Origin of the sequence: Nonomuraea sp. NPDC049400, from assembly GCF_044466425.1 — a bacterium.
GTDB lineage: Bacteria > Actinomycetota > Actinomycetes > Streptosporangiales > Streptosporangiaceae > Nonomuraea.
This window is the reverse complement of sequence record NZ_JBITMP010000022.1, coordinates 139,409-160,664: the sequence shown is the minus strand read 5'-3', so window position 1 is coordinate 160,664 and position 21,256 is coordinate 139,409. Positions and strand designations below refer to the sequence as shown.

21 protein-coding genes are annotated in these 21,256 nt (G+C 71.4%); 7 read left to right on the top strand and 14 right to left on the bottom strand.

Translation table 11 applies throughout. The annotated features are described in order from the left end of the window. Positions 1-5: 5 nt before the first annotated feature. From ACIBVN_RS31710 to ACIBVN_RS31685, 6 genes are read right to left on the bottom strand one after another with little or no spacing between them, the layout of a single operon-like run. The gene (locus tag ACIBVN_RS31710) at positions 6-1,190 is read right to left on the bottom strand and encodes a hypothetical protein (protein ID WP_397142627.1); all 1,185 of its coding nucleotides are present in this window, start codon (positions 1,188-1,190) and stop codon (positions 6-8) included. A 9-nt stretch (positions 1,191-1,199) separates the two neighbouring features. Next, complete coding sequence (locus ACIBVN_RS31705) at positions 1,200-1,580, bottom strand: RidA family protein (protein ID WP_397142625.1); 381 nt, start codon at positions 1,578-1,580, stop codon at positions 1,200-1,202. A gap of 10 nt (positions 1,581-1,590) precedes the next feature. Continuing rightward, positions 1,591-2,670, bottom strand: a complete 1,080-nt coding sequence (locus tag ACIBVN_RS31700) for an alanine racemase (protein ID WP_397142623.1) — start codon at positions 2,668-2,670, stop codon at positions 1,591-1,593. Positions 2,671-2,718: 48 nt separating this feature from the next. Beyond that, positions 2,719-4,290 (bottom strand): amidohydrolase family protein, encoded by a 1,572-nt coding sequence (locus ACIBVN_RS31695; RefSeq protein ID WP_397142621.1) that lies wholly within the window; start codon positions 4,288-4,290, stop codon positions 2,719-2,721. Between the two features lie 8 nt (positions 4,291-4,298). After that, positions 4,299-7,757: a DUF4153 domain-containing protein gene (locus ACIBVN_RS31690; RefSeq protein WP_397142619.1), complete on the bottom strand. Its 3,459-nt coding sequence runs from the start codon at positions 7,755-7,757 to the stop codon at positions 4,299-4,301. Further along, positions 7,754-8,437: a response regulator transcription factor gene (locus ACIBVN_RS31685; protein ID WP_349456003.1), complete on the bottom strand. Its 684-nt coding sequence runs from the start codon at positions 8,435-8,437 to the stop codon at positions 7,754-7,756. Before ACIBVN_RS31685 ends, ACIBVN_RS31690 begins: the two co-directional genes overlap by 4 nt. Before the next feature lie 72 nt (positions 8,438-8,509). On the opposite strand from ACIBVN_RS31685, the gene ACIBVN_RS31680 reads away from it, so the two are divergent. From ACIBVN_RS31680 to ACIBVN_RS31670, 3 genes are all read left to right on the top strand, one after another. Next, positions 8,510-9,364, top strand: coding sequence for an arylamine N-acetyltransferase (locus ACIBVN_RS31680; protein ID WP_397142617.1), 855 nt, complete (start codon positions 8,510-8,512; stop codon positions 9,362-9,364). 27 nt (positions 9,365-9,391) lie between these two features. Further along, on the top strand, positions 9,392-10,462 hold the full coding sequence (locus tag ACIBVN_RS31675) for a protein kinase (protein ID WP_397142615.1): 1,071 nt from the start codon (positions 9,392-9,394) through the stop codon (positions 10,460-10,462). Between the two features lie 104 nt (positions 10,463-10,566). Next, positions 10,567-10,761: a hypothetical protein gene (locus tag ACIBVN_RS31670; protein WP_344996267.1), complete on the top strand. Its 195-nt coding sequence runs from the start codon at positions 10,567-10,569 to the stop codon at positions 10,759-10,761. 40 nt (positions 10,762-10,801) lie between these two features. Here ACIBVN_RS31670 and ACIBVN_RS31665 read toward each other — a convergent pair whose 3' ends face one another. Both ACIBVN_RS31665 and ACIBVN_RS31660 read right to left on the bottom strand, forming a co-directional pair. Continuing rightward, positions 10,802-11,119: a DUF3817 domain-containing protein gene (locus tag ACIBVN_RS31665; RefSeq protein ID WP_397142613.1), complete on the bottom strand. Its 318-nt coding sequence runs from the start codon at positions 11,117-11,119 to the stop codon at positions 10,802-10,804. A 2-nt stretch (positions 11,120-11,121) separates the two neighbouring features. Further along, complete coding sequence (locus tag ACIBVN_RS31660) at positions 11,122-11,904, bottom strand: SURF1 family protein (RefSeq protein WP_397142611.1); 783 nt, start codon at positions 11,902-11,904, stop codon at positions 11,122-11,124. A gap of 103 nt (positions 11,905-12,007) precedes the next feature. On the opposite strand from ACIBVN_RS31660, the gene ACIBVN_RS31655 reads away from it, so the two are divergent. Both ACIBVN_RS31655 and ACIBVN_RS31650 read left to right on the top strand, forming a co-directional pair. Further along, a complete protein-coding gene (locus ACIBVN_RS31655; protein WP_349455997.1) occupies positions 12,008-12,181 on the top strand; it encodes a hypothetical protein in 174 nt (57 codons plus the stop codon). 164 nt (positions 12,182-12,345) lie between these two features. Continuing rightward, positions 12,346-13,794, top strand: a complete 1,449-nt coding sequence (locus ACIBVN_RS31650; protein ID WP_397142609.1) for a flavin-containing monooxygenase — start codon at positions 12,346-12,348, stop codon at positions 13,792-13,794. On the opposite strand, the gene ACIBVN_RS31645 is transcribed toward ACIBVN_RS31650, so the two are convergent. From ACIBVN_RS31645 to ACIBVN_RS31635, 3 genes are read right to left on the bottom strand one after another with little or no spacing between them, the layout of a single operon-like run. Further along, positions 13,788-14,543 carry a class I SAM-dependent methyltransferase gene (locus tag ACIBVN_RS31645; RefSeq protein WP_397142607.1) on the bottom strand — a complete coding sequence of 252 codons (756 nt, stop codon included), beginning with the start codon at positions 14,541-14,543 and terminating at the stop codon, positions 13,788-13,790. The two genes, ACIBVN_RS31650 and ACIBVN_RS31645, sit on opposite strands and share 7 nt — an antisense overlap. Positions 14,544-14,590: 47 nt before the next feature. Then, positions 14,591-15,046 carry a Clp protease N-terminal domain-containing protein gene (locus tag ACIBVN_RS31640; RefSeq protein ID WP_397142605.1) on the bottom strand — a complete coding sequence of 152 codons (456 nt, stop codon included), beginning with the start codon at positions 15,044-15,046 and terminating at the stop codon, positions 14,591-14,593. 10 nt (positions 15,047-15,056) lie between these two features. Then, positions 15,057-15,260, bottom strand: a complete 204-nt coding sequence (locus tag ACIBVN_RS31635) for a hypothetical protein (protein ID WP_397142604.1) — start codon at positions 15,258-15,260, stop codon at positions 15,057-15,059. Positions 15,261-15,312: 52 nt separating this feature from the next. Here ACIBVN_RS31635 and ACIBVN_RS31630 point away from each other — a divergent pair, with 52 nt between their 5' ends. Continuing rightward, positions 15,313-16,779, top strand: a complete 1,467-nt coding sequence (locus ACIBVN_RS31630) for an FAD-dependent monooxygenase (RefSeq protein ID WP_397142602.1) — start codon at positions 15,313-15,315, stop codon at positions 16,777-16,779. A gap of 1 nt (position 16,780) precedes the next feature. On the opposite strand, the gene ACIBVN_RS31625 is transcribed toward ACIBVN_RS31630, so the two are convergent. Both ACIBVN_RS31625 and ACIBVN_RS31620 read right to left on the bottom strand, forming a co-directional pair. Next, positions 16,781-17,428, bottom strand: coding sequence for a response regulator transcription factor (locus ACIBVN_RS31625; RefSeq protein ID WP_349455992.1), 648 nt, complete (start codon positions 17,426-17,428; stop codon positions 16,781-16,783). Next, on the bottom strand, positions 17,425-18,531 hold the full coding sequence (locus ACIBVN_RS31620) for a sensor histidine kinase (RefSeq protein WP_397142599.1): 1,107 nt from the start codon (positions 18,529-18,531) through the stop codon (positions 17,425-17,427). Before ACIBVN_RS31620 ends, ACIBVN_RS31625 begins: the two co-directional genes overlap by 4 nt. A gap of 94 nt (positions 18,532-18,625) precedes the next feature. Between ACIBVN_RS31620 and ggt the strand changes: the two genes are divergently transcribed. Continuing rightward, complete coding sequence (ggt, locus tag ACIBVN_RS31615; RefSeq protein ID WP_397142598.1) at positions 18,626-20,347, top strand: gamma-glutamyltransferase; 1,722 nt, start codon at positions 18,626-18,628, stop codon at positions 20,345-20,347. Here the strand turns inward: ggt and ACIBVN_RS31610 are convergent. Then, entirely contained in the window at positions 20,344-21,174 is an 831-nt protein-coding gene (locus ACIBVN_RS31610; RefSeq protein WP_397142596.1) for an NAD(P)H-binding protein, read from the bottom strand. The two genes, ggt and ACIBVN_RS31610, sit on opposite strands and share 4 nt — an antisense overlap. Positions 21,175-21,256 lie beyond the last annotated feature (82 nt).

Sequence of the window (21,256 nt, the reverse complement as noted above, 5' to 3'; positions counted from 1 at the left end):
CCCCGTTACAACGCGGCGGGGATGCGGTCCAGCACCGGATGCGGCACCAGCCCGTACGCGTAGAAGTCGACGGCGTGCGCCCCCGCCGCCCTCGCCCCCCGGGCCTTGGCCACCAGCCGGTCCGTGGAGTCGCTGTCCGGGTAGCCGGGCCGCAGCACGGCCCGCACCTCCCGGTCCTTGCCCACCGACCGCAGGTAGGCCCCCACGTCGTCGGCCACCCTGGCCGCGTCCCGCGCGTACGCGAGCACTCCGAAGGCGGGCACGAGATCGCCCAGCGCCACCAGATCGACCCCGAGCTGCCAGGCGTCATGGGCCGCGAGCCCGGGCGTGGGCAGCCCGTCCGTGTAGCCCTTGACCGCGCCGGTCGCATCGACGAACACCAGCTTGGACCCCTCATCGGCCACCGCCGACGCCACCTCCGACACCAGCGTGGTGACGGTCTCGGACCGGGCACGGGCGTAGGCGACGACGTCGGGCCCCGCGTACGCGGTCAGCGCCGCCCTGGTCACCTCGCCCTGCGCGGGCGGGTCGCCATCGAAGACGCCGCCCACGATCCTGGCGCACTCGTCGCGGGCCACTTCGGCGTTCACGCCCAGGTCGGTGGCGCGGCGCATGCAGTAGTCGCAGAAGCACAACCCGAACAGGTACGCGTCCATCGGCCCGAGCGGCACGAACGAGCGCTGCGGCTTGAGCGGCGTGAAGTGCAGCGACTCGGCCACCACGCTGTCGACCCCGAGCCTGGCCACCGCCCTGGCCAGCGCGACCGCGTACTCGCGCGCGTCGGGGTGGGCGGGGCACAGGTCGGTGAGCGAGCCGCGGTCGCCGAAGCAGTCGCGTACGGTCACATCTGGATGCTCCGTGCCGAGCGTGGCGTTGCGCAGGAACACCGTCCATCCATGGAGCTTCATGGAGCGTTTCGCACATGCCTCGCGAAGCCCGTCGAGAGCGTTCACATAGCCGGGGACGGGAGAAAGGCGGAGCCCGGCGAACAGATCTGGCGGCGGCACGAAGTGGGCCCCGTCGTGGCGGATGGTCAGCCGGGACAGTCCGTGCGGGGTGACGTCGCGGGAGGCGTGGTGCACGGCTCCGACGGTGATGCCGGTCACGCCGTACGCGCTGATCCTGTCGAGCACCCGCTCGACGCCCTCGCCGCGCAGGTCCTCGACGAAGACGTACACCGAACTGTCCACAACCAGACCTTAAGCGCTCTTGTGAGCGACGAAGTCGATCTCCACCAGGATGCCCAACAGCTGGGATCCTACGGTGGTGCGCACGGGGTACGGCTGGCTGAAATAGGACTTGTAAACCTCGTTGTAGGCCGCGAAGTCGCGTTCGAGGTGCTGCAGGTGGACCGTGGACTTGACCACGTCGTCGAAGCCGAGCCCGTGGGCGGCCAGGATGGCGCCGAGGTTGCGCATGACCTGGTGCGTCTGGGTCGCGACGTCGTCGCCGACGATCTCACCGGTCTGCGGGTCGAGCGGGCCCATGCCGGAGGTGTAGACGAAGTCGCCGACCACGAGACCCTGCGAGTAGGCGCCGATCGGGGCAGCGCCTTCGGCGGTCCTGAGCTCCTTTTTCACCAATCACTCCCTAGAAGTTGGTGCTTATGGTGCCTACGACACGGTAGTCCCGGTCCACCAGGGGCAGCACGCGCCACTTGTCGAACGCGGTGCAGGGATGGGAGATGCCGAACCCCAGCAGCTCACCGGGCTTGAGCCCGTCGGCGCGCACGACGGTGTGCTGGTCCTGCATCTTCACGATCGTCACGCCGTCGCGGCGCGGGATGGGCAGGCCCTCGTCGTAGGGTGCGTCCCGCTTGCCCATGCCCACGATCGCCAGCCCCGGCTCGGGTGTGGACAGCACGTGCGCCCACACCTCCAGCGCCGGGCGCAGCTCTCCTTCGATGCGGTTGAACGGGGTGCGCTCGCGGTAGTAGCCGTCGTCGTGGGTGACGTACGCGCCGCTGCGCAGCAGGATCCGCGCCTGGGTGGCGACGAGCTCCCGTCCGATCACGTCGAACCACTGGCTGCCGCCCACGGTCAGGATCGGGCTCTTGATGCGGACGTGCTCGACGGCGTCCTGCAGCGAGTGCAGATATTTCCGGACATCGTCGGCGGTCTTCAGCGCGCCCTCGTACCCGGCCACCCCGGCCAGCTCCACACCGGGCGCCGCCTGCACGTATGACGCCAGGTCCAGCAGCTGGTCCAGCGACCTGCACCCGGCTCGTCCGCCTTCGTGCCCCAGCTCCACCAGCACCCGGAACGGCCTGGATGCGGCATGCCGAGCGAGAATGTCCACTCCGGCGCGGGAGTCGGCGAAGCTCAGGAACTCGAACCCGGGATCACGCTCCAGCTCGCCGGCCGCCCAGGCGAGCCCCGCCGGATCCACGACTTGATTGGCCACCATGATGCGGCCTGCCCCGAACCCGCGGGCCACCCGCGCCTGCCGCGGCGTCGCGACCGTGAGCCCCCAGGCGCCCGCTCCGAGCTGACGTGCGGCGATCTCGGCGGACATGTGCGTCTTCGCGTGCGGTGCCAGCTCCATCCCGTGGTCGCGGACGAAGGCCGCCATCGTGGCGACGTTGTGCTCCAGCGCGTCCCGGTGCACGACCATGAGGGGAAAGTCGAGCCCACCCGCGAAGACCTGCTGGCGGTGGTCGTATCCGGGCACAACACCCCTTTCGTCCGCGTCCGACCCTATCTCAGACGGTTTGGCGGATCACGGCCGCAGCGCACGCCCCGGAGTCGCGCCGGTGAGCTCTCCCCCGGCCAGTACGCGCACCCCTGACACGAGCACGTCGTCGACCCCGGTCGCGAGCGTGCGCGGCGCCCCATAGGTCGCCTGGTCGCTCACGGCCGCCGGGTCGAACACCACCACGTCGGCCGCGAACCCGCTCCTCACCAGCCCCCGGTCCAATAGCCCGAAGCGCCTGGCCGGGTGGGAGGCCAGATGCACCACGGCCTGCTCCCAGGTCCAGTCGGCCAGCTCCCGCACGTGCCGCCCGAGGAACCTGGCGAACGCCCCGAAACCGCGCGGATGCGGATGGCCGCCCACATAGATGCCGTCGGAGCCGCCGGTGTGCGAGGGGTGCCGCAGCACCCTGCGTACCGACTCCTCACCCTCCGGCCCCTCGTCGGGCCGGGCGGACACGACCCCGGCCTCCAGCCGCGTCTCCGTCAGGAGACGGCGGCAGAACTCGGCGGGCGCCACGCCGAGCTGCTCGGCCGCCGCGACCATGGTGAGACCCTCGCTCCACTCCAGTCCGGGCGCGTGCGAGACGGTCAGCCGCGGCCAGGTGGCCTCCAGCGTCGGCCACCAGGCGTCCAGCTCGTCGGAGGCGATCATCTCCAGCGCCCGGTCCGTCTCGGCGCCGGGCACGGAGTCCGGGAGCACGACCATGGCCAGGATCGTGTTGCCGCGCAGGTAGGGGTAGGTGTCAAAGGTGAGGTCGACACCCTTGCCGAGCGCCTCCTCGACCAGCGGCAGCAGCACGTCCGCGGGGCCGTGCAGGTGGGAGACGTGGACGGCGGCACCGGATCGCTCGGCGATGTCCATGACCTCGGCCATGCCCACGCCTGCCTGCGCGCCGTAGGCCCGCATGTGCGTGACGTACGGGAGGCCGCCGAGCGGGGCGCACAGGGCGGCCAGCTCTTCGGCGGTGGCGTAGCGGCCCGGGAGGTATTCGAGCCCGCTCGACAGGCCAACCGCGCCTTGCGACAGGCCCCGCTCGACGTGCCGCAGCATGGCCGCCAGGTCGGCGCGGGACGGCTGGTCGGGCGAAGGCCCCATGACGTCGTAGCGGATGGTGCCGTGCGGGAGGAGGTAGGCGGTGTTCAGCGCCACGGCGCGGTCGTAGCCGTCGAGCAGCTCCCCCACGGTCAGCGGCCCATCGGACGGGACCCCCTCGGACGGCGCACTCCCGGAGAGTGCGCTCCCGGGAAGGGGGCCGTTGACGGCGGCGAAGTAGCGGGAGGCGTAGGCGACGGTCGCGGCGGAGCCGGGGGCGAAGGACAGGCCGTCCTGCCCGAGCACGAACGTGGTCACGCCCTGCCGGAGCGCCGCCTGCTGCACCGCCAGGTCGAACACGGCCGCGTCCCCGTGGGCGTGGCAGTCCACGAAGCCGGGCGCGACGAACCGTCCCGTCGCGTCGATCACGGTCTCCGCCTGCGCGCCGTCGAGCCTCCCGACCGCCGCGATCCTGCCGCTCACGACCGCGACATCCGCCCGGTACGGCGGGGCGCCCGTGCCGTCGAGCACCCGGCCGCCGCTGATGACTACGTCGAAGCTCACACCAAGATTCAATCAGAGCCGCGCGAGTACGCCGGGGCGCACTGCGCGGACTTGTCGATGGGCCGCGCGGCCAGCACGTCGCGGGCGCGGGCCCGGTCCAGGTTCCAGCCGTTCCAGGGGTCGGGGCGGCCGAGCCCGTTGGCCGCGACCACGTCGGCGAGCACACAGCTGCGCTGCGGTTCGGGCAGCTTGTCCAGGGCCGGCACCGCCTCCGCGCCCAGGTCTCCCAGGTAGTCGGAGTCCATCTTGGTGACGCCGCGCACCTCGACCTGGGTGCGGGCGACCTGGAGGTCGGGGTTCACGAGGGCGAACGCGCCCAGGCTCAGCCCGGTGACCAGCACGACCGTACGCGGGAGCCAGCCGGAGCCGCGGCCCAGGAGCCGTACCGCACCGGCCACCAGCACCAGCGCGAACAACGCCACCAGCCACCACACCGTGGCCTGCACGGACAGACGCAGCCTGGACAGGCCGTAGGCGTCGGTGTAGAGGTTCATGCGGTGCATGGCCGAGGCCAGCACCACCATGGTCAGCCCGCACAACATCCCGAGCAGCGCGGCCAGCAGCAGGCGCTCGCGCCGCTCGAGCTTGAGCAGCCCGCCGGCGACCGCCACGATGCCCAGCACGAACACGCTGACCACCACCAGCTGGAAGAACCCCTGCCTGGCGTACTCGGCGTAGGTCAGCCCGGACGTCTTCAGCACCCAGGTGTTGCCGCCGAACAGCGCCGTGATCTGCACCGCCACGAACAAGGCGAACAGCAGGTTCACCGCCGTGAGCGGCACCATCCAGATGCTCCCGCTCACCTTGAACTTCGTGTCAGGCCCCACCGGGTCGACCACGGGCCTGAGCGCGACCAGCACCACGGCGGCCAGCAGCACGGCGAACAGCACGAACAGGAAGATCCGCAGCGGCGCCGAGTCCGCCCAGTCCGGCGCGGTGGTCAGCCGCTCGAGGAAGGAGGCGAACACCGCGTCCGCCGATGCGAACAGCAGCCCGAACACCAGCAGCAGCACCGCGGTGATGCCCAGCGCGGCCAGCGTCGGCATGACGCGCCGCTTGGGCGACTTCTTCTTGAACGGCTCGGCCAGGAACCACGCCACCGGTCCCAGAGCGAGCAGCACGGACACGCCTCCCCTGATCACACCGAGCCATCCGGCGCCCGCTCCCGACACGGCCAGCGCGCCCAGCCCGGCCCCTGCCACGAGCAGGATCGCGACCAGCCAGTCGGCGTCGCGCACCGCGGCCATGGAGACCAGGAAGTACGCCGTGAGCCCGAACGCCACCGTCCACGGCGTCATCCGCCTCATCACGGCAGGCAGCGCCGCCGCCCCCAGCACCATGGCGACCAGCACGATGCCAAGTCCGACCTGCGCGTCCGGCAGCGCCACCGCCGCGAACACCCCCGCCCCGCCCGCCGCGGGCAGCAGCCAGCGGGGCGGCTCGGGCAGGTCGGGCTTGGGGAAGAGCGGCGGCGGCACGTACGGAGGCGGCCCCGCCTGATGCCGGTACGGCCCCGCCCCGTGGACCTGCGCCGCCTGACCACCCACCTGACCGTGCACCGCCGGACCGCCTACCTGTCCGTGCACCGCCGAACCGCCTACCTGTCCGTACGGCGCCGGACCGCCCGCCTGGGCCTGCGCTCCGGGACCGCCTGCCTGGCCCATCGACTGATACGCCTGGTATGCCGCGACCTGCGCCGACTGGTAGGCGGCGCGGCGTCCCGAACCGGCGCCGAGTGCCGCGCCGACCGCACCCATGAACGCGATGCACAGGATGAACGTGACCAGCGCCATCCCGTCGCCGAGGGTCATGCTGACGAGCACGGCGGCGAACAAGCCGACCAGGAACCCGATCAGTACGCCGATGATGCCGCCACCGATCATCCTGGCGAATCCGCCACTCGCAGGCGGCGCCGGCGGCGGCCCCATGCCGGCGCCACCGCCACTGACGCCACTGGGCACCTGTCCGGCCACCGGCCCTCTGGCCGCAAGCTCCGCCGCAACGCCGTCGCCGGGCACGCGCCCTCCGACCGCACCACCGCCGGGCGTGGGCTGTGCCGCCACAACGCCGCCACTCGACGTGCCACTCGACATGCCACTCGACGTGGCCCCCGACGCGTCGCCGCCATGCGCGCCTGCCGTCGCCAAAGCCGCCAGCGCCACGAGCCCGGCAGCGGCGTCACCACCCGCCGCCTGACCCGGCACAGAACCACCCGCCGCCTGACCCGGCGCGGAAGCGTCGCCCTCGGGTGCGCCGCCTCCCACCGCGGCGGCGGCTCCGACCACCAACTCGCCCTCGCGATCGGCGGGTGCCGCCAAATCCCCTTCAGCAGCCCCGCGGCCCGCCACCAAATCCCCTCCGGCAGCCCCGTGGCCCACCGCCTGACGGCCCTCGACAGCACCGTTGCCCGCCGCCACATCGGCGGTCACCCGCTCGTCCCCCCTGCTCAGCTCGCCCTCCAACGGCACGTCCGCCATCGTCGTCCTCCCTGGTAATTCGACGACCATGCGGCACCCCGCACAGTCGTCGATGCGAATGGAACCCCCGTGCAGCTCGACGATCTCCTTCACGATGGCCAGCCCCAGCCCGGCGCCCCCGGAGTCGGCCGCCCGCCCCGCGTCCAGCCGGGAGAAGCGCTCGAACACGCGTCCCCTGGCCGAGACCGGGATCCCCGGCCCCTGGTCGGCGACCGTCACCCGGACCCCGGCCCCTTCAGGGGTGGCCCGCACGGTCACCACCCCGTCCGGCGGGCTGTGCCGTACCGCGTTGTCGAGGAGGTTCGCCAGGACCTGGGCGAGCAGGTCGGGGTCGGCGCGCACCGCCAGGCCGGCGGGGGCCGACGGCCGGATCGCGACGTCCTCGCGGGCCAGCGACGCCTCGCGGACCGCCTGCTCGATCAGCGGCGCCAGTTCGATCGGCTCGGGTTCGATCAGCCGCACGCCGGAGTCCAGTCGTGACAGGTCCAGCAGCTGGGCCACGAGGCGGCCGAGGCGCTCGGTCTGGGAGAGCGCGGTACGCATGGTGACGGGGTCGGGGGCGGAGACGCCGTCCACGACGTTCTCCAGGACCGCGCGCAGGCCCGTGATGGGGGTGCGGAGCTCGTGGCTGACGTTCGCGATGAACTCGCGCCGCTGCCGGTCCACCTCGCCGAGGTCGGCCGCCATCGCGTTGAATGCCCTGGCCAGCTCCCCGACCTCGTCGCGGGACGTGGCGGTCACGCGCAGCCCGTACAGGCCCTTGGCGATCGTCTGGGCGGCGCTGGCCATCTGGCGCAGCGGCTTGGTCATCCCCGTGGCCAGGAGCTGCACCATGATCAACGCCAGGATCACGGCGACCGCGATGCGCACCTCGCGGGAGAGGCCGGAGGCGATCCCGACCTCGTTGACCACGAACGCGGTCCCCACGGCCAGCACGATCACGATGCCGAGCTTGACCTTGATCCGGCCGAGGAAGTCGAGCGGCCTCATCGGCGGACCAGGGCGTAGCCGACGCCGTGCACCGTGCGCACCACGTCGGAGCCCAGCTTGCGGCGCAGCGCCCGGACGTGGCTGTCCACGGTCCTGGTCGCCGCGGCCTCCGAGAAGCCCCACACGTCCGACAGCAGCCGGTCCCGCTCGAAGACCTGACCGGGCCGCTCCGCCAACCGGCGCAGCAGGTCGAACTCGGTCCTGGTGAGCTGCGCCTCCGCACCCCCCACGAACACCCGGCGGGCCGCCGTGTCGATCTCCACCTCGCCCACCCTGATCACCGTGTCCTCGGCCGCGAGCTGGGACGCCCGCTCGACCCTGCGCAGCAGCGCGTGGATCCTGGCCACCAGCTCGCGCATGCTGAACGGCTTGGCCAGGTAGTCGTCGGCGCCCACCCCGAGCCCGACCAGCACGTCGGTCTCCTCGCCGAGCGCGGTCAGCATGAGCACGGGCACCGGCCTGGCCGCCTGCATCCTCCGGCACACCTCCAACCCGTCGAGCCCCGGCAGCAGCCGGTCGAGGATCACCAGGTCGGGCTCCGCCCTGCCGTACTGGACCAGGGCGTCCTGCCCGTCGCCGGCCACCCTGACGTCGAAGCCCTCGGCGGCCAGCCGGTTCCGTACGGCCAGCGCGATCGTCTCATCGTCCTCGACCACGAGGATGCGTCGCTGCTCTGCCACGTACGAAAGCCTAGAAGCGCCCTGTGCAGACGACACTCCTAAATCTGTGCACAAACAGTGCAGACTTACCTGGTGAACACCGCCGCATACCTCAGCCGCATCGGCCTGCCCGGCCTCATCAACGCCCCCACCAGCGCGGACAACCTGCGAGCCCTCCATATCGCGCACATCGAGAAGGTCTCGTACGAGGCGCTCGAGATCTGGCTGGACCGCACCACCACCGTCGATCCCCTCGAGTCGGCAGAGCGCATCATCCGGGGGCGCGGCGGCTACTGCTACCACCTCAACGGCGCGTTCTCCGAGCTGCTCAAGGCACTCGGGTACGACGTGACCAGGCACGTCGGCGGCGTCCAGAACCGCGGCGGCGAGCCCGGCATCACCGCCAACCATCTGGTGCTCACCGTGCGCGACCTCCCGTCGGAGGACAATCCCGGCGGCGAGTGGCTGGTGGACCTCGGGCTCGGCGACGGGCTCCACGCGCCGCTCCCGCTGGTCGCGGGCACGTACCGGCAGGGTCCCTTCGAGTACGGCCTGCGCCCGTCGGAGGTCGCGCCGGGCGGCTGGCGATTCGAGCACGATCCGAGTGGTTCGTTCGAGGGCATGGACTTCGACATGGCCCCCACGGACATGTCGGCGTTCGTCGATATGCACCGGCATCTGACCACCTCGCCGACGTCCGGCTTCGTGCGCACGGCCTCGGTCCTGCGGCGGGACGCGTACGGCGTGGACCTCCTGCGCGGGCTCGTGCTGAGCCGCCTCGGCGCCAATGCCCACTCGCTCACCCTGGACAACGCGCGGGACTACTTCACGGCGCTGGCGGACGTCTTCGTCCTGCCGCTCACCGATGTGAGCGACCAGGAGAAGGAGAAGCTCTGGCGCAAGCTGAACGACGCGCACGAGGCCTGGCTGGCCGGTGACCCGTCGTGACGGCCGTCCGCTATCGTGCACCTCGACATGGGTGAGACCAGGAAGCTCGCCGGCAGATACCGGCTGCTCAACCACCTGGGCACGGGATCCGTCCGCCTGGCCTTCGACGAGGCGGAGCACCGTGACGTCGCGGTCAGGGAGCTACGGGTCCCGGCCGAGCTGCGCGATGTCGCGCTGCAGGAGGCACGCAGGGCGTCCGGGCTGCGGCACGCCTCGATCGTGCGGGTGCTGGACGTGGTGATCGAGGACCGCACGCCGTGGCTGGTCATGGAGTTCGTGTCCGGCGCGTCGCTGGAGCAGACCGTACGCTCGCGCCGGCCGCTGCCGATGGCACAGGCGGCCAGGGTGGGCGTCTGCCTCCTTTCGGCCCTGACGGTCGCCCACGAGGCCGGGATCGTGCACGGGCGCGTCGAGCCGGGCAACGTCCTGCTCTCGCCGACCGGTCGCGCGGTGCTGACCGGCTTCGGCTTCCCCAGCCTCAGCATGTTGCCCTCCGCCGACCTGTGGTCGCTGGCCGCCACGCTGCACTTCGCGGTGGAGGGCAGGCCGCCGGGACAGGTGCCCGCGGAGGGCGCGGACCCGCTCAGGTCGCTGATCAGAGCCATGCTCCACCCGTCGGGCCCGCCACCGCCGGCCGTGGTGCGCGAGACCCTTGACCTCCTGGCCGTCGACCGCCCGCTGGACATGATCGTCGAGACGGCCGGTCCGCTGCCGGTCCCCGAGGTGGCCGCGATCGGGCTCTCCCTGATCGACCAGCTCCAGGCCGCGGACACGTTCCACGGCGGGGTGCAGCCGGGCAACGTCCTCATCGACGCCCAGGGCCGGGCGCGGCTGATCCCGCTGCTGAGATCGGGAACGCTCCCGGCCTACACGGCCCCGGAGGCCGCCCCCACCATGGCCGCCGACATGTGGTCGCTGGGCGCCACGCTCTTCACCGCCGTCGAGGGCGTGCCGCCCGCGCCGGGCGCGCCGCTGGCCAGGGCGGGCGCGCTGGCTCCCGTCCTGTTCCGCCTGCTGTCCGGCGACCCCTTGGAACGTCCCACCCCGGACGAGCTCCGCCACGACCTCGAGTCGGTACGGCAGCCACGTAAAGATTGAGATACATCGCGAACGGAACCAAGGTGATGGGTTCACTCGTTGGTCAGGCGACGCAGAATGTGGGAGAGGCGGGGCGTGCGCTCCGTGTTCGGAGGAAGTTGAGTATGTCGCCAGTCCAGAAGTACGCCATTGGGGCAGGCGCCGCGGTCCTGCTCTCGCTGATCTTCTTCGGGGCCGGATGGGTCACCCTGCTGGTCATCCTCGGCGTGGTCGCCGCCCCCGTGGTCGGCTACCTGATGCTTGACCCGTCGCAGCGCGAGCGGCTCAAGCGGGCCCGCAGGCGCGGCATCGGCCGCTGAGTCACCCGCGGCGGGGGCCCGGGCCGGGCCTCCGCCGCGCTCATGCCTCCGCGGTCGTCGCCGCCTGCTCCACCTGCACGCGCTGGGTCACCTTGCGCTCGACGTAGAACGACAGGAACGGCACCGTGCCCCCGACCATGACGCCGAGCATGTACGGCCACGTCCAGCGCGCCTTCATGCCCAGGTTCATGACCGCGACCAGGTAGATCATGTAGAGCCCGCCGTGGATGGGGGCGATGACCTTCGACATCGCCGGGTTGCCGAAGCCGTAACGGATCACCATGGCCACGCAGAGCACGAGCAGCATGACGCCCACCACGTACGCGAGCACCCGGAAGGGCTTCAGAGCCGATTCCACGATTAACCTTCCAGAGCCATCTCAGGGGACTTTGCACGGTCCCGATCGGTTCGTACGGCGTCGCGTACGAAGTGGAACCACATGAACACGGCGAATCCAGCAAAGATCCACCAGTTGGCGGCGTATGCCAGGTTACGCCAGGTCAGCGTGCCGCCCACCACCGGCGGCTGGACCTTGACCTGCGTCAACGAGCCCGACGGCGGCTGCGCCACGACGTAGCCGGTGCGCACTTTCTGACCGCGCCACAAGTTGACCAGCTCACCCGTGGACACCGTCTGCACCTGGCCGGCGGGCAGCCCTTCCGCGCGCCGCTGCACGCTGTCGGTGCCCTGCTGCGGGCGCAGCCGCCCGGGCACCGTGACCCTGCCCTGCGGCACCGCGGCGATCGCCGGGTTGTCGGCCTTGGCCGTCCAGCCGCGTACGACCGGCATGAGCGTGCCGTCGTCGAGCCTGAGCGGCGTGAGCACCCAGTAGCCGCGATCGCGCGAGACGTTGCCGCCCGGCGCGTCGACGTCGGCCCGCCGGTCGGCGACCAGGAGCTGGCGATCGGGCTCATAGACGCCCTCCGCCGTGACCCTGCGGCCCACGACCTCACCGCTCAGCTGCGGGCCCACCTGGGCGAGCGTGCCGACCGCGACGGGGCCGGGATCCGTGGAGGCCTCGGGCTTGCCTGAGTCCTGGAAAACGCCGAGCTGCCAGCGCCCGAGCAGGATGAACGCGACGAGGACCACCGCCGTGAGCAGGTGCAACGCCATGACACGAGGCGAGAGCAGGGTCCTGAGCATGCATCAAAGCTATCCGCAGGGTGGGGTGGTCCCGTAATCAGCCCGGCTTTGGATCCCGCCAAACGACGCAAATGGCACAGGCACTCACGCTAGGCTGCTGGCCATGTCTGACCAGCATATCGACCCGGCGGGCAACACCCAGCAGTTCAAGGCTTTCGCGCAGCGCCGCGAGCAGGAAGCCGCCACCCCGCCCAAGAAGTCGCCCCTCGTGCCCATCATCGCGGTCGTCGCCGCGATCGTGATCGTCGGCGTCGCCGCCTTCCTCCTCCTGCAGTAGGCCAAAGACAGGATCGACCCGCCGCGGAGGCCGTGGCGGGTTCTCGGCGTTCCCCGGGAGCACGCCGGGGCGCGGCGGGTGCCGTGACGGGGCTCACTATGGACCTCATGGGGAAGCGCTCATTACATTGGATTGAGCGTCCAATAAGCGCCCCGGGAGGTTCAATGCCAGGGTTGGCGATCATCGGGTCCGGGTTCGCCGGGATCGGCATGGCCATCAAGCTCAAGGAGGCGGGGTTCCATGACTTCGTCATCCTGGAGAAGGCCGACAGGCTGGGCGGCACCTGGCGCGACAACACCTATCCCGGCTGCGCATGCGACGTGCCCTCGCATATGTACTCCTACTCGTACGAGCTGAACCCGGACTGGTCGCGGATGTTCTCCCCGCAGGAGGAGATCTGGGACTACATGCGCTCGTGCGCGGACAAGTACGGCGTAACCCCCCACATCCGGTACGGCAAGCACGTCACCTCCCTCGAATACGACGACGCCCGGCGGGACTGGTCGGTGACCACGGACGACGGCGCGACCTTCCGCACGAACGCCGTGGTCTCCGCCATCGGCGCCCTACACATCCCGAAATTTCCCGAAATTTCGGGGCGCGAGTCCTTCGCCGGCCCCGCCTTCCACTCCGCCGAGTGGGACCACTCGATCGACCTGACCGGCAAGCGCGTGGCCGTCATCGGCACCGGCGCCTCCGCCGTCCAGTTCGTCCCCCAGATCGCCCCGACCGTGGACCGCCTGACCGTCTTCCAGCGCACTCCCCCGTGGATCCACCCCAAGCCGGACTTCCCTTTCCCGCCGGCCATGCGCCGGATGCTGCGCGCGCCCGGCTTGGCCAGGACCATGCGCGGCGCCATCTACTGGGCCCTGGAGTCGCGGGCGCTCGGCTTCGCGGTCGACCCGCGCCTCATGAAGGTCCACGAGAAGCTGGCCCGCAGGCACCTCGACGCCCAGATCCCCGACCCCGACCTGCGCCGCAGGCTCACCCCCGACTATCTGATCGGCTGCAAGCGCATCCTCATCTCCAGCGACTACTACCCGGCCCTGAACAGGGAAAATGTCGAGCTGGTGACAGACGGGATCGCCGAGATCAGGCCGCACTCGATCGTGGACGCCTCTGGCGCCGAGCACGAGGCCGACGTGATCGTCTATGGCACCGGCTTCAAGGTCGTGGACGCGATCGAGGACCAGCACATCATCGGCAGGGGCGGGCTGAAGCTGCAGGACGCCTGGCAGGACGGCATCGAGACCTACTACGGCATCACCACGGCGGGCTTCCCCAACCTGTTCTTCCTGCTCGGCCCCAACACGGGCCTCGGGCACAACTCGGTCGTGTTCATGATCGAGTCGCAGGTCCGCTACGTCATCGACTGCCTGCGCCTGCTCTCCAGGACCCAGGCCAGGGCCGTCGAGGTCAAACCGGGGGTGCAGCGGGCGTTCGACCGCCGCCTGCGCGAACGGCTCGACCCCCTCGTCTGGAACACCGGCGGCTGCACCTCCTGGTATCTGGACGAGCATGGCGTGAACCGGACGATCTGGCCGGGCTTCACCTTCGAGTACTGGGCGCGTACCAGGAAGGTGAGGCCGGAGGCGTACGAGCTCATCTACTGAGCGGGCCGTCTGGCCTCGATGAGGACCCGTGCGGAGTGGGCCACGAACGGCCCCTCCTCCTCGATCCGGTCGTGCAGCTCGCGCAGCCTGGCCGCGTAGCGCTCGACCGAGAAGCCCGGGACGATCCAGATCACCTTCCGCAGGAAGTAGATCACCGCCCCGATGTCGCGGAACTCCATCCGCATCCGCTCGGACCGCAGGTCCACGACCTCCAGCCCGGCGGCCTCCGCCTCCTGCTTGGCAGCCTCGGGATCTCGGGCCGAGCCCTCCAGCGGCCCCAGGAAGAACTCGGCCAGCTCGAAGACACTCCTCGGACCGACCTGCTGGGAGAAGTAGGCCCCGCCGGACCGCAGCACGCGGGCGATCTCGTCCCACCACGTCCGCACGGGGTGGCGGCTGGTCACCAGGTCGAAGGTCCCGCTCCTGAACGGCAGGCAAGGCCCGCCGTCGTCGGCCACCACCCGCGCTCCCCGCGGTCGCAGCCGGGACGCGGCGAGTGCGAGGTTGGGCGGCCAGGACTCGGTGGCCACGGCCACCGGCGGCAGCTTCGGCACGCCGGCGAGGATCTCGCCCCCGCCGGTCTGGAGGTCGAGCGCAGCCTCCGCCGTGGCCATGCGCTCACCGAGCAGGCGGGCGTAACCCCAGGAGGGCCGCTCCTCGCTGGCCCGGCCGTCGAGCCAGGAGAAGTCCCAGCCGTCCACGGAGACCGTGGCGGCCTCCTGGACGAGGTCGTCGTACGTGCGGCGCATCCTTCGACCATGTCAGCCGGCCCGCCGGACGTTCAACCAGATTTCGGTCAGGCGACGCGGCCGCGCACCGCCGCCCGGTCGATGCCGAGCTGGTCGACCAGCCGCGCGACCGGATCGGGCCGATCCTGCGCGAGCAGGGTGAGCACCAGTTGCCGCGGCGCCTGGGCCGTCCTGGTCTTCATCGTCGTGGCCTTGATGGCCTGGTTGATGACGGCGCGGGCGCTCGAGGTGAGCGCGGTGCTGGGGACCGGCGGATGCTTGCGCGGCGTCTTCGGCATGTCGCCGACCTCCAGGCCGAGCATGCGCAGCGCCGCCCGGTCGAGCTCGTCGAGCGCGGCCCGGGCGCCCGCCACGTCCACGCCGAGCGCCCGGGCGAGGTCCGCGTCGTGCAGGGTGCCGAGCAGCAGGTGCTCGGTGCCCAGCCGGCGGTCGCCCCGGAGCCTGGCCTCCTCGAACGCGGCCTTGACGATCGTCCCGAACCGGCTTTTCTCGAAGCCGAACATCGCGAAAACCTCACTTCCCGTATTTGGCGTGCACGGACTGCCGTGACATGCCGAGCGCGTCGCCGATCTGCTCCCAGGTCCAGCCCTGCTCCCTGGCCAGCGCCACCGACACCGCCTCGACCTGCTCGGCCAGCCGGTGCAGCGCGCCCACCGCCCGAAGCCCCATGGCCGGATCGTTCGACTTGATCCGTTCGGAGAGCTCTGTTACGTCCACGCTTGTCAGGCTAGCTTGACAGCCGGGATTTTGTCAATCTAGCCTGACAGGCATGGAGAATGTGCTGATCGTGGGGGCCGGGCCCGTCGGGCTCATGCTCGCGTGCGAGCTGGGACTTGCCGGCGCCCGCCCGATCGTGCTGGAGAAGAGGACGGAGCCGAGCGAGCTGCCCAGGGCCAACGGCCTGGGCGGGCAGATCGTCGAGTTCCTCGACCACCGGGGCCTGCTGGAGCGCTTCAGCGCGGGCAGCCCGTTCGCGGGGCGGGCGCCCGGGTTCCCGTTCGGCTCGGTGCCGCTGCGCTTCGCGGGCATCGACGACCTGCCGTTACAGCTGCTGCTGATCCAGCAGCCGCGGATCGAGCGCCTGCTGACCGAGCGCGCGACCGAGCTGGGGGTCGAGATCAGGCGGGGCTACGAGGTGCGCTCGCTGGCCCAGGACGCCGAGGGGGTGACGCTCAACGGCGGTTTGCGGGCCCGCTACGTCGTGGGCTGCGACGGCGGGCGCAGCCTGGTCAGGGAGCTGGCCGGGATCGGATTCCCTGGCACGACCGACGACGAACCGCTGCGGCTCGGACATTTCCGCACGGATGTGGGCGTGTTCGAGTCGCCGCAGTTCGACGGCCTGGAGCCGGGCTGGACCCGGACCCCGCACGGCCGCCTGCTGCTCACGTCGCTCCACCCTGGCGTGCTCGTCGCCGGGGTGCGCGAGAAGGGGGAGCCGCTGGAGGGTCCCGCGACGATCGAGGACTTCCGCGCGGCCGTGCGCCGCGTGGTGGGCCGGGACCTGCCACTGGGCGAGCCGATCTGGTTGTCGAACACGGTCTCCCAGGCCAGGCTCGCCGAGCGCTACCGGGTGGGCCGGGTGTTCCTCGCCGGGGATGCCGCCCACCTGTTCCCGGCGGGCGGCTCGGCGCTCAACGTGGGCATGACGGACGCGGCCAACCTCGGCTGGAAGCTGGCCGCCGTGCTCCGCGGCCGGGCCTCCGGCGGGCTGCTGGACACGTACGAGTCCGAGCGGCGGCCGGTGGCCGAGCGGGCCCTCATGCAGACCCGGGCGCAGGCGGTGATCGACCAGGTGGGCGGCGAGGACGGCGCTGCGCTGCGCGAGCTGCTCACCGAGGTGTTCGCCTTCGAGCAGCCGCTGCGCCACCTGGCCGGGCTGCTGCACGACTCGGGCGTCCGGTACGGCGCGGAGCCCGGCCCGCACACCGGCTCGGGGGGCTCAGGCCGTGGATCCGGCTCGGCGGACCACCCGCTGGTCGGCCGGTTCGCTCCCGACCTGGCGCTGGCCGACGGGCGGCGGCTCGCCGAGCTGATGCACGCGGGCCGGCCCGTGCTGCTCGACCTGGGCGGCGGCGCGGCGCTCGACGACGACTGGATCGACGTGGTCAGGGCCCGCGCCGACGACCCGCCCGCCGACGCGCTGCTGATCCGCCCCGACGGGTACGTCGCCTGGGCAGGCAAGGACGGGCTCGCGGAAGCGGCCGAGCGGTTGTTCGGGGTTCCGGCGAGCAGGTGATTCAGAGCCAGCCGGGCTTCACCAGGCCCGACTCGTAGGCGATCACCACGAGCTGGGCGCGGTCGCGGGCGTGCAGCTTCATCATGGTCCGGCTCACGTGCGTCTTCGCGGTCGCCGGCGACATGAACAGCTTGGCCGCGATCTCGTCGTTCGTCATGCCGGTCCCGACCAGGCCGAGCACCTCGCGTTCGCGCTCGGTGAGCTGGTCGAGCCCGGCGGCGGCGACCGGCTCCTTGGCACGGGAGGCGTACTCGGCGATCAGGCGGCGCGTCACGCTCGGCGACAGCAGCGCCTCGCCCGCCGCCACCACCCGGACCGCCTGGATCAGCTCGGCCGGCTCGGTGTCCTTGACCAGGAAGCCGCTGGCCCCGCCGCGCAGCGCCTCGAAGACGTACTCGTCCAGCTCGAACGTCGTCAGGATGATGATGTGCGGCCCCGGCGGCATCTGGCGGGTGGCGGTCAGGCCGTCGGTGCCCGGCATGCGGATGTCCATCAGCACCACGTCCGGCTGGTGCTCGCCGGCCAGCCGGACCGCCTCGGCGCCGTCGGAGGCCTCGGCCACCACGGTCATGTCCGGCTGGGCGTCGAGCAGCGCCTTGAAGCCCGCCCGGACCAGCGCCTGGTCGTCGGCCAGCAGCACCTTGATCATGAAGTCTCCTCGGGTAGTGGCAGCCGGGCCTCGACCTGGAACCCCGTGCCTGATGGGCCGGCGACCAGCGTGCCGCCCAGCGCGGAGGCCCGCTCGCGCATGCCGGGGATGCCGTTGCCGCTGCCCGACTCGGACAGCACCGGAGTGGCCGTAGCGCCGGTGTTGGCGACCTGGATGGCCAGCTCGTGCTCGCCGTACTCCAGGCGCACGCTGACCGCCGACCCGGGGGCGTGCCTGGCGGCGTTGGTGAGCGACTCCTGCACGATCCGGTACGCGGCCCGCTCCACCTGCGGCGGCAGCGGGCGCGAGCCGACGCGCTTGAGCGTCACGTCCATGCCGGAGCGCTCGACCAGGTCGTCGAGGCGGTCGAGCCCGGCCGTCGGCGAACGGGGGGCGCCTTCGCGCAGGACGTTCAGGACCGAGCGCATCTCGCCAAGAACCTCCTTGGACGCCGTCTTGATGGTGGACAGAGCGGTCCTGGCCTGTTCCGGGTTGTCGTCGATGAGGTGGAGGGCGGTGGACGCCTGAACGTGGATGAGCGAGATGTTGTGCGCGAGCACGTCGTGCAGCTCCTGCGCCATGGTCAGGCGCTCCTCGCTGGCCTGCCGCCTGGCCTCCTCCTCGGCGATGCGCTCGCGCTCGGCCCGGCGTTCCCTGACGATCCTGACCAGCTCGGCCACGACCATGAGCAGCATGATGAACGTGAGGATCCACACGCTGTGGAAGAGGTCGCGGTGGCCGTCGATCCAGGCGTAGGTGATGAACGACAGCAGCGTCATCGTCGCCATGAACCAGGCCATCAGCCTCTTCCCGCGCATGACCAGCAGGAACAGCAGGACCGCCGGGCTGATGAAGCTGGGGCCGTAGGCGTACCCGCCGGCCAGGAAGAGGTCGCACGCGCCGAGCGCGGCGGCGGTGGTGAGCATCGGGAAGCGGCGGTGCAGCAGGATCGCCAGCGGCCCGACCAGCAGCAGCCCGTAGGCGTACGGGTCGAGCGCCTCCCGGAAGTCCCGCTGCCCCCACGAGGCGCCCTTGCCGATGACGAACTGGGCTGCTGCCACGATGAGGGCCAGATAGGGGTCGAAGCCGTACTTCCCGCGCACAGCCCTACGCTAAATGAGCCTCCTGACCAGTGCATCATCCCTGCGTGTGAGGGGGCCCTACCACGACGGGCGTACGTGAGCGATCGTAAGGACCATGCGTCGAGTGATCGTCCCCGCAGCAGCAGTCCTCGTCTCGCTCGTGCCGGCGCCGCCCGCGCTGGCCGAGCCCCAGCAGAAAGTCCCGGTCGCGGAGGGGTACGGCGGCGCCGTCGCCACCGTCGACCACGACGCCAGCAAGGCCGCCATCGCCGTGCTCAGGAAGGGCGGCAACGCCGTGGACGCCGCCGTCGCCGCGGGCGCGGTGCTGGGCGTCACGGAGCCGTACTCCTCGGGCCTGGCCGGAGGCGGCTTCATGGTGTACTACGACGCCAGGCAGCGCAAGGTCTTCACGATCGACGGCCGCGAGACCGCCCCGCAGGCCATGACCTCGACCTCGTTGGAGGGCATCCCGTTCGAGGAGGGCGTGACCAGCGGCCTGTCGGCGGGCATCCCCGGCACGGTCGCGAACTGGGATCTCGCCTTACGCAGATTCGGCACGATCTCCCTCAAAGAGGCGCTCCGGCCCGCGATCGAGGTGGCCTCCAAGGGCTTCGTCGTGGACCAGACCTTCCACAACCAGACCGCCGCGAACCAGGCCCGGTTCAAGGACATCGCCTCCACGGCCAGGCTCTACCTGCCGAACGGCGCCCCGCCGCCCGTCGGCTCGGTGTTCAAGAACCCCGAGCTCGCGGCCACGTACCGGGAGCTGGGCAGGCGCGGCCCCGGCTGGCTGTACGGAGGGCAGCTCGGCAAGGAGATCGTGGCCACCGTAAAGCAGCCACCGGTCACCCCCGGCAGCACCCGCAACGTCAGGCCGGGCCTGATGGAGCTGTCCGACCTGCGTGCCTACCGCGCCCTCATGCGCGAACCCACCAAGATCTCTTACGACGGCAAGGACGTGTACGGCATGGCGCCGCCGTCCTCCGGCGGCTCGACGGTCGGCGAGGCCCTCAACATCCTCGAGGCCCTTCCCCAGGTCGGCGTGCATGAATACCTGGAGGCGTCCAGGCTGGCCTTCGCCGACCGCGGCAAGTACGTCGGCGACATCCCCGGCGTGCCGCTCAAGGAGCTGCTGTCCGACGGCTTCGCCAAGGAGCGGGCCTGCCTGATCGGCGACCGGGCGACAGCCCACCCGGCGGCGCCCGGCAGCCCGGACGGCTCCTACGAGCCCTGCGCCCAGCCCACCGGCAGCTCCACTCCGATCGCGGAGGAAGGCCCCGAGACCACCCACCTCGTCGTCGCCGACCGCTGGGGCAACGTGATCGCCTACAACCTGACCATCGAGTCCACCGGCGGCAACGGCATCGTGGTGCCGGGACGCGGCGTGCTGCTCAACAACGAGCTGACCGACTTCACGTTCGGCCCGGCGCCCGGCGACCCCAACCTGCCCGGTCCCGGCAAGCGTCCGCGCTCGTCGATGTCGCCCACGCTGGTGTTCGAGCACGGCAGGCCGGTGCTGGCGGTCGGGTCGCCGGGCGGCTCGACCATCATCACGACCACGCTGCAGATCCTGGTCAACCGGTACGAGTTCGGGATGAACCTGCCGGACGCGCTCGCCGCGCCCCGCGCCACGCAGCGCAACACCGCGCAGACGCAGGCGGAGCAGGCGTTCCTGGACAAGTACCGGGCCGAACTGGAGGCCAAGGGGCACAGCTTCGCGCTCAACCCGGAGATCGGGGCGGCCACCGCGCTGGAGTTCGTCGGCAGGGGCCGGATCCAGGCCGTCGCCGAGCCCGCCCGCCGCGGCGGCGGCAGCGCGATGGTGGTGGTGCCCTAGAAGTCTCTCGCGCGGTCCTTCGCCCATTCGGCGAAGGACCGCGCGGGCCGTCCCGTCACCTCCGCGACCGTGTTCGTCAGGACCGGCGGCGGCCCGTCGAGCATCTGCGCGTAGCCGTCGAGCAGCGCGTCCACGAAGGAGTCAGGGAAGGAGTCGTCGGCCAGCAGCCGATGCCGCTCCTCCTCCCGGCTGAGCTCCTGCCAGCGCAGCGGGCGCCCGATCGCGTCCCCGATGATCCGTACCTGCTCGACCTGGGTCAGCGCCTCCGGCCCCGTCAGCACGTAGCGGGCGCCGTCGTGGCCGTCCGAGGTCAGCGCGCGCACGGCCACGGCGGCGATGTCGCGCTCGTGCAGCATCGCCATCTTGACCTCGCCGAACGCGCCCCGCACCACGTCCCCGGAGCGGATCTGGTCGCGCCACCAGAGCGCGTTCGCGGCGAACGTGCTGGGCCAGAGCATGGTCCAGGCCAGTCCCGACTGCTCGACCCGCTGCTCGAGCTCGTGGTGCGAGAGACCGACGGCGGAGTCGGGCTGGTCGCGTACCGCTCCCGAGGAGAGCAGGACGACGCGGCGGGCGTGCCGCCTGATCGCGCCGACCACGGCGGCGGCGAGGTCGGCGGTGTGGAAGGGCCAGATGAGGAAGACCGACTCGACTCCGTCCAGGCACCGCTCGATGGTTTCGTGGTCGCCCTTGACCACCTCGACGCCCTCCGGCAGAGCCGCCCAGGACGGGTCACGGGTCATGGCGCGTACGGGGTGTCCTGCCTCGGCGAGTTGGCGGACGACCTGGCGGCCGACGTTCCCTGTGGCTCCTGTTACGAGAATCATGCGTCCAAGGCTGGCCCGCCCACCCACCATGCCCCACTTTTCCGCGGCATTTCAGCGATTTCCTCCACCGCCCTACCCTGAC

What these genes read in the sequence shown, in the direction of transcription:
- ACIBVN_RS31610 (WP_397142596.1), bottom strand. Translation starts at nt 21,174, where the DNA reads ATGATTCTCGTAACAGGAGCCACAGGGAACGTCGGCCGCCAGGTCGTC.
- ACIBVN_RS31670 (WP_344996267.1), top strand. Translation starts at nt 10,567, where the DNA reads ATGTCGCCAGTCCAGAAGTACGCCATTGGGGCAGGCGCCGCGGTCCTG.
- ACIBVN_RS31625 (WP_349455992.1), bottom strand. Translation starts at nt 17,428, where the DNA reads ATGATCAAGGTGCTGCTGGCCGACGACCAGGCGCTGGTCCGGGCGGGC.
- ACIBVN_RS31675 (WP_397142615.1), top strand. Translation starts at nt 9,392, where the DNA reads ATGGGTGAGACCAGGAAGCTCGCCGGCAGATACCGGCTGCTCAACCAC.
- ACIBVN_RS31640 (WP_397142605.1), bottom strand. Translation starts at nt 15,046, where the DNA reads ATGTTCGGCTTCGAGAAAAGCCGGTTCGGGACGATCGTCAAGGCCGCG.
- ACIBVN_RS31690 (WP_397142619.1), bottom strand. Translation starts at nt 7,757, where the DNA reads ATGAGGCCGCTCGACTTCCTCGGCCGGATCAAGGTCAAGCTCGGCATC.
- ggt (WP_397142598.1), top strand. Translation starts at nt 18,626, where the DNA reads ATGCGTCGAGTGATCGTCCCCGCAGCAGCAGTCCTCGTCTCGCTCGTG.
- ACIBVN_RS31660 (WP_397142611.1), bottom strand. Translation starts at nt 11,904, where the DNA reads ATGCTCAGGACCCTGCTCTCGCCTCGTGTCATGGCGTTGCACCTGCTC.
- ACIBVN_RS31645 (WP_397142607.1), bottom strand. Translation starts at nt 14,543, where the DNA reads ATGCGCCGCACGTACGACGACCTCGTCCAGGAGGCCGCCACGGTCTCC.
- ACIBVN_RS31650 (WP_397142609.1), top strand. Translation starts at nt 12,346, where the DNA reads ATGCCAGGGTTGGCGATCATCGGGTCCGGGTTCGCCGGGATCGGCATG.
- ACIBVN_RS31655 (WP_349455997.1), top strand. Translation starts at nt 12,008, where the DNA reads ATGTCTGACCAGCATATCGACCCGGCGGGCAACACCCAGCAGTTCAAG.
- ACIBVN_RS31630 (WP_397142602.1), top strand. Translation starts at nt 15,313, where the DNA reads ATGGAGAATGTGCTGATCGTGGGGGCCGGGCCCGTCGGGCTCATGCTC.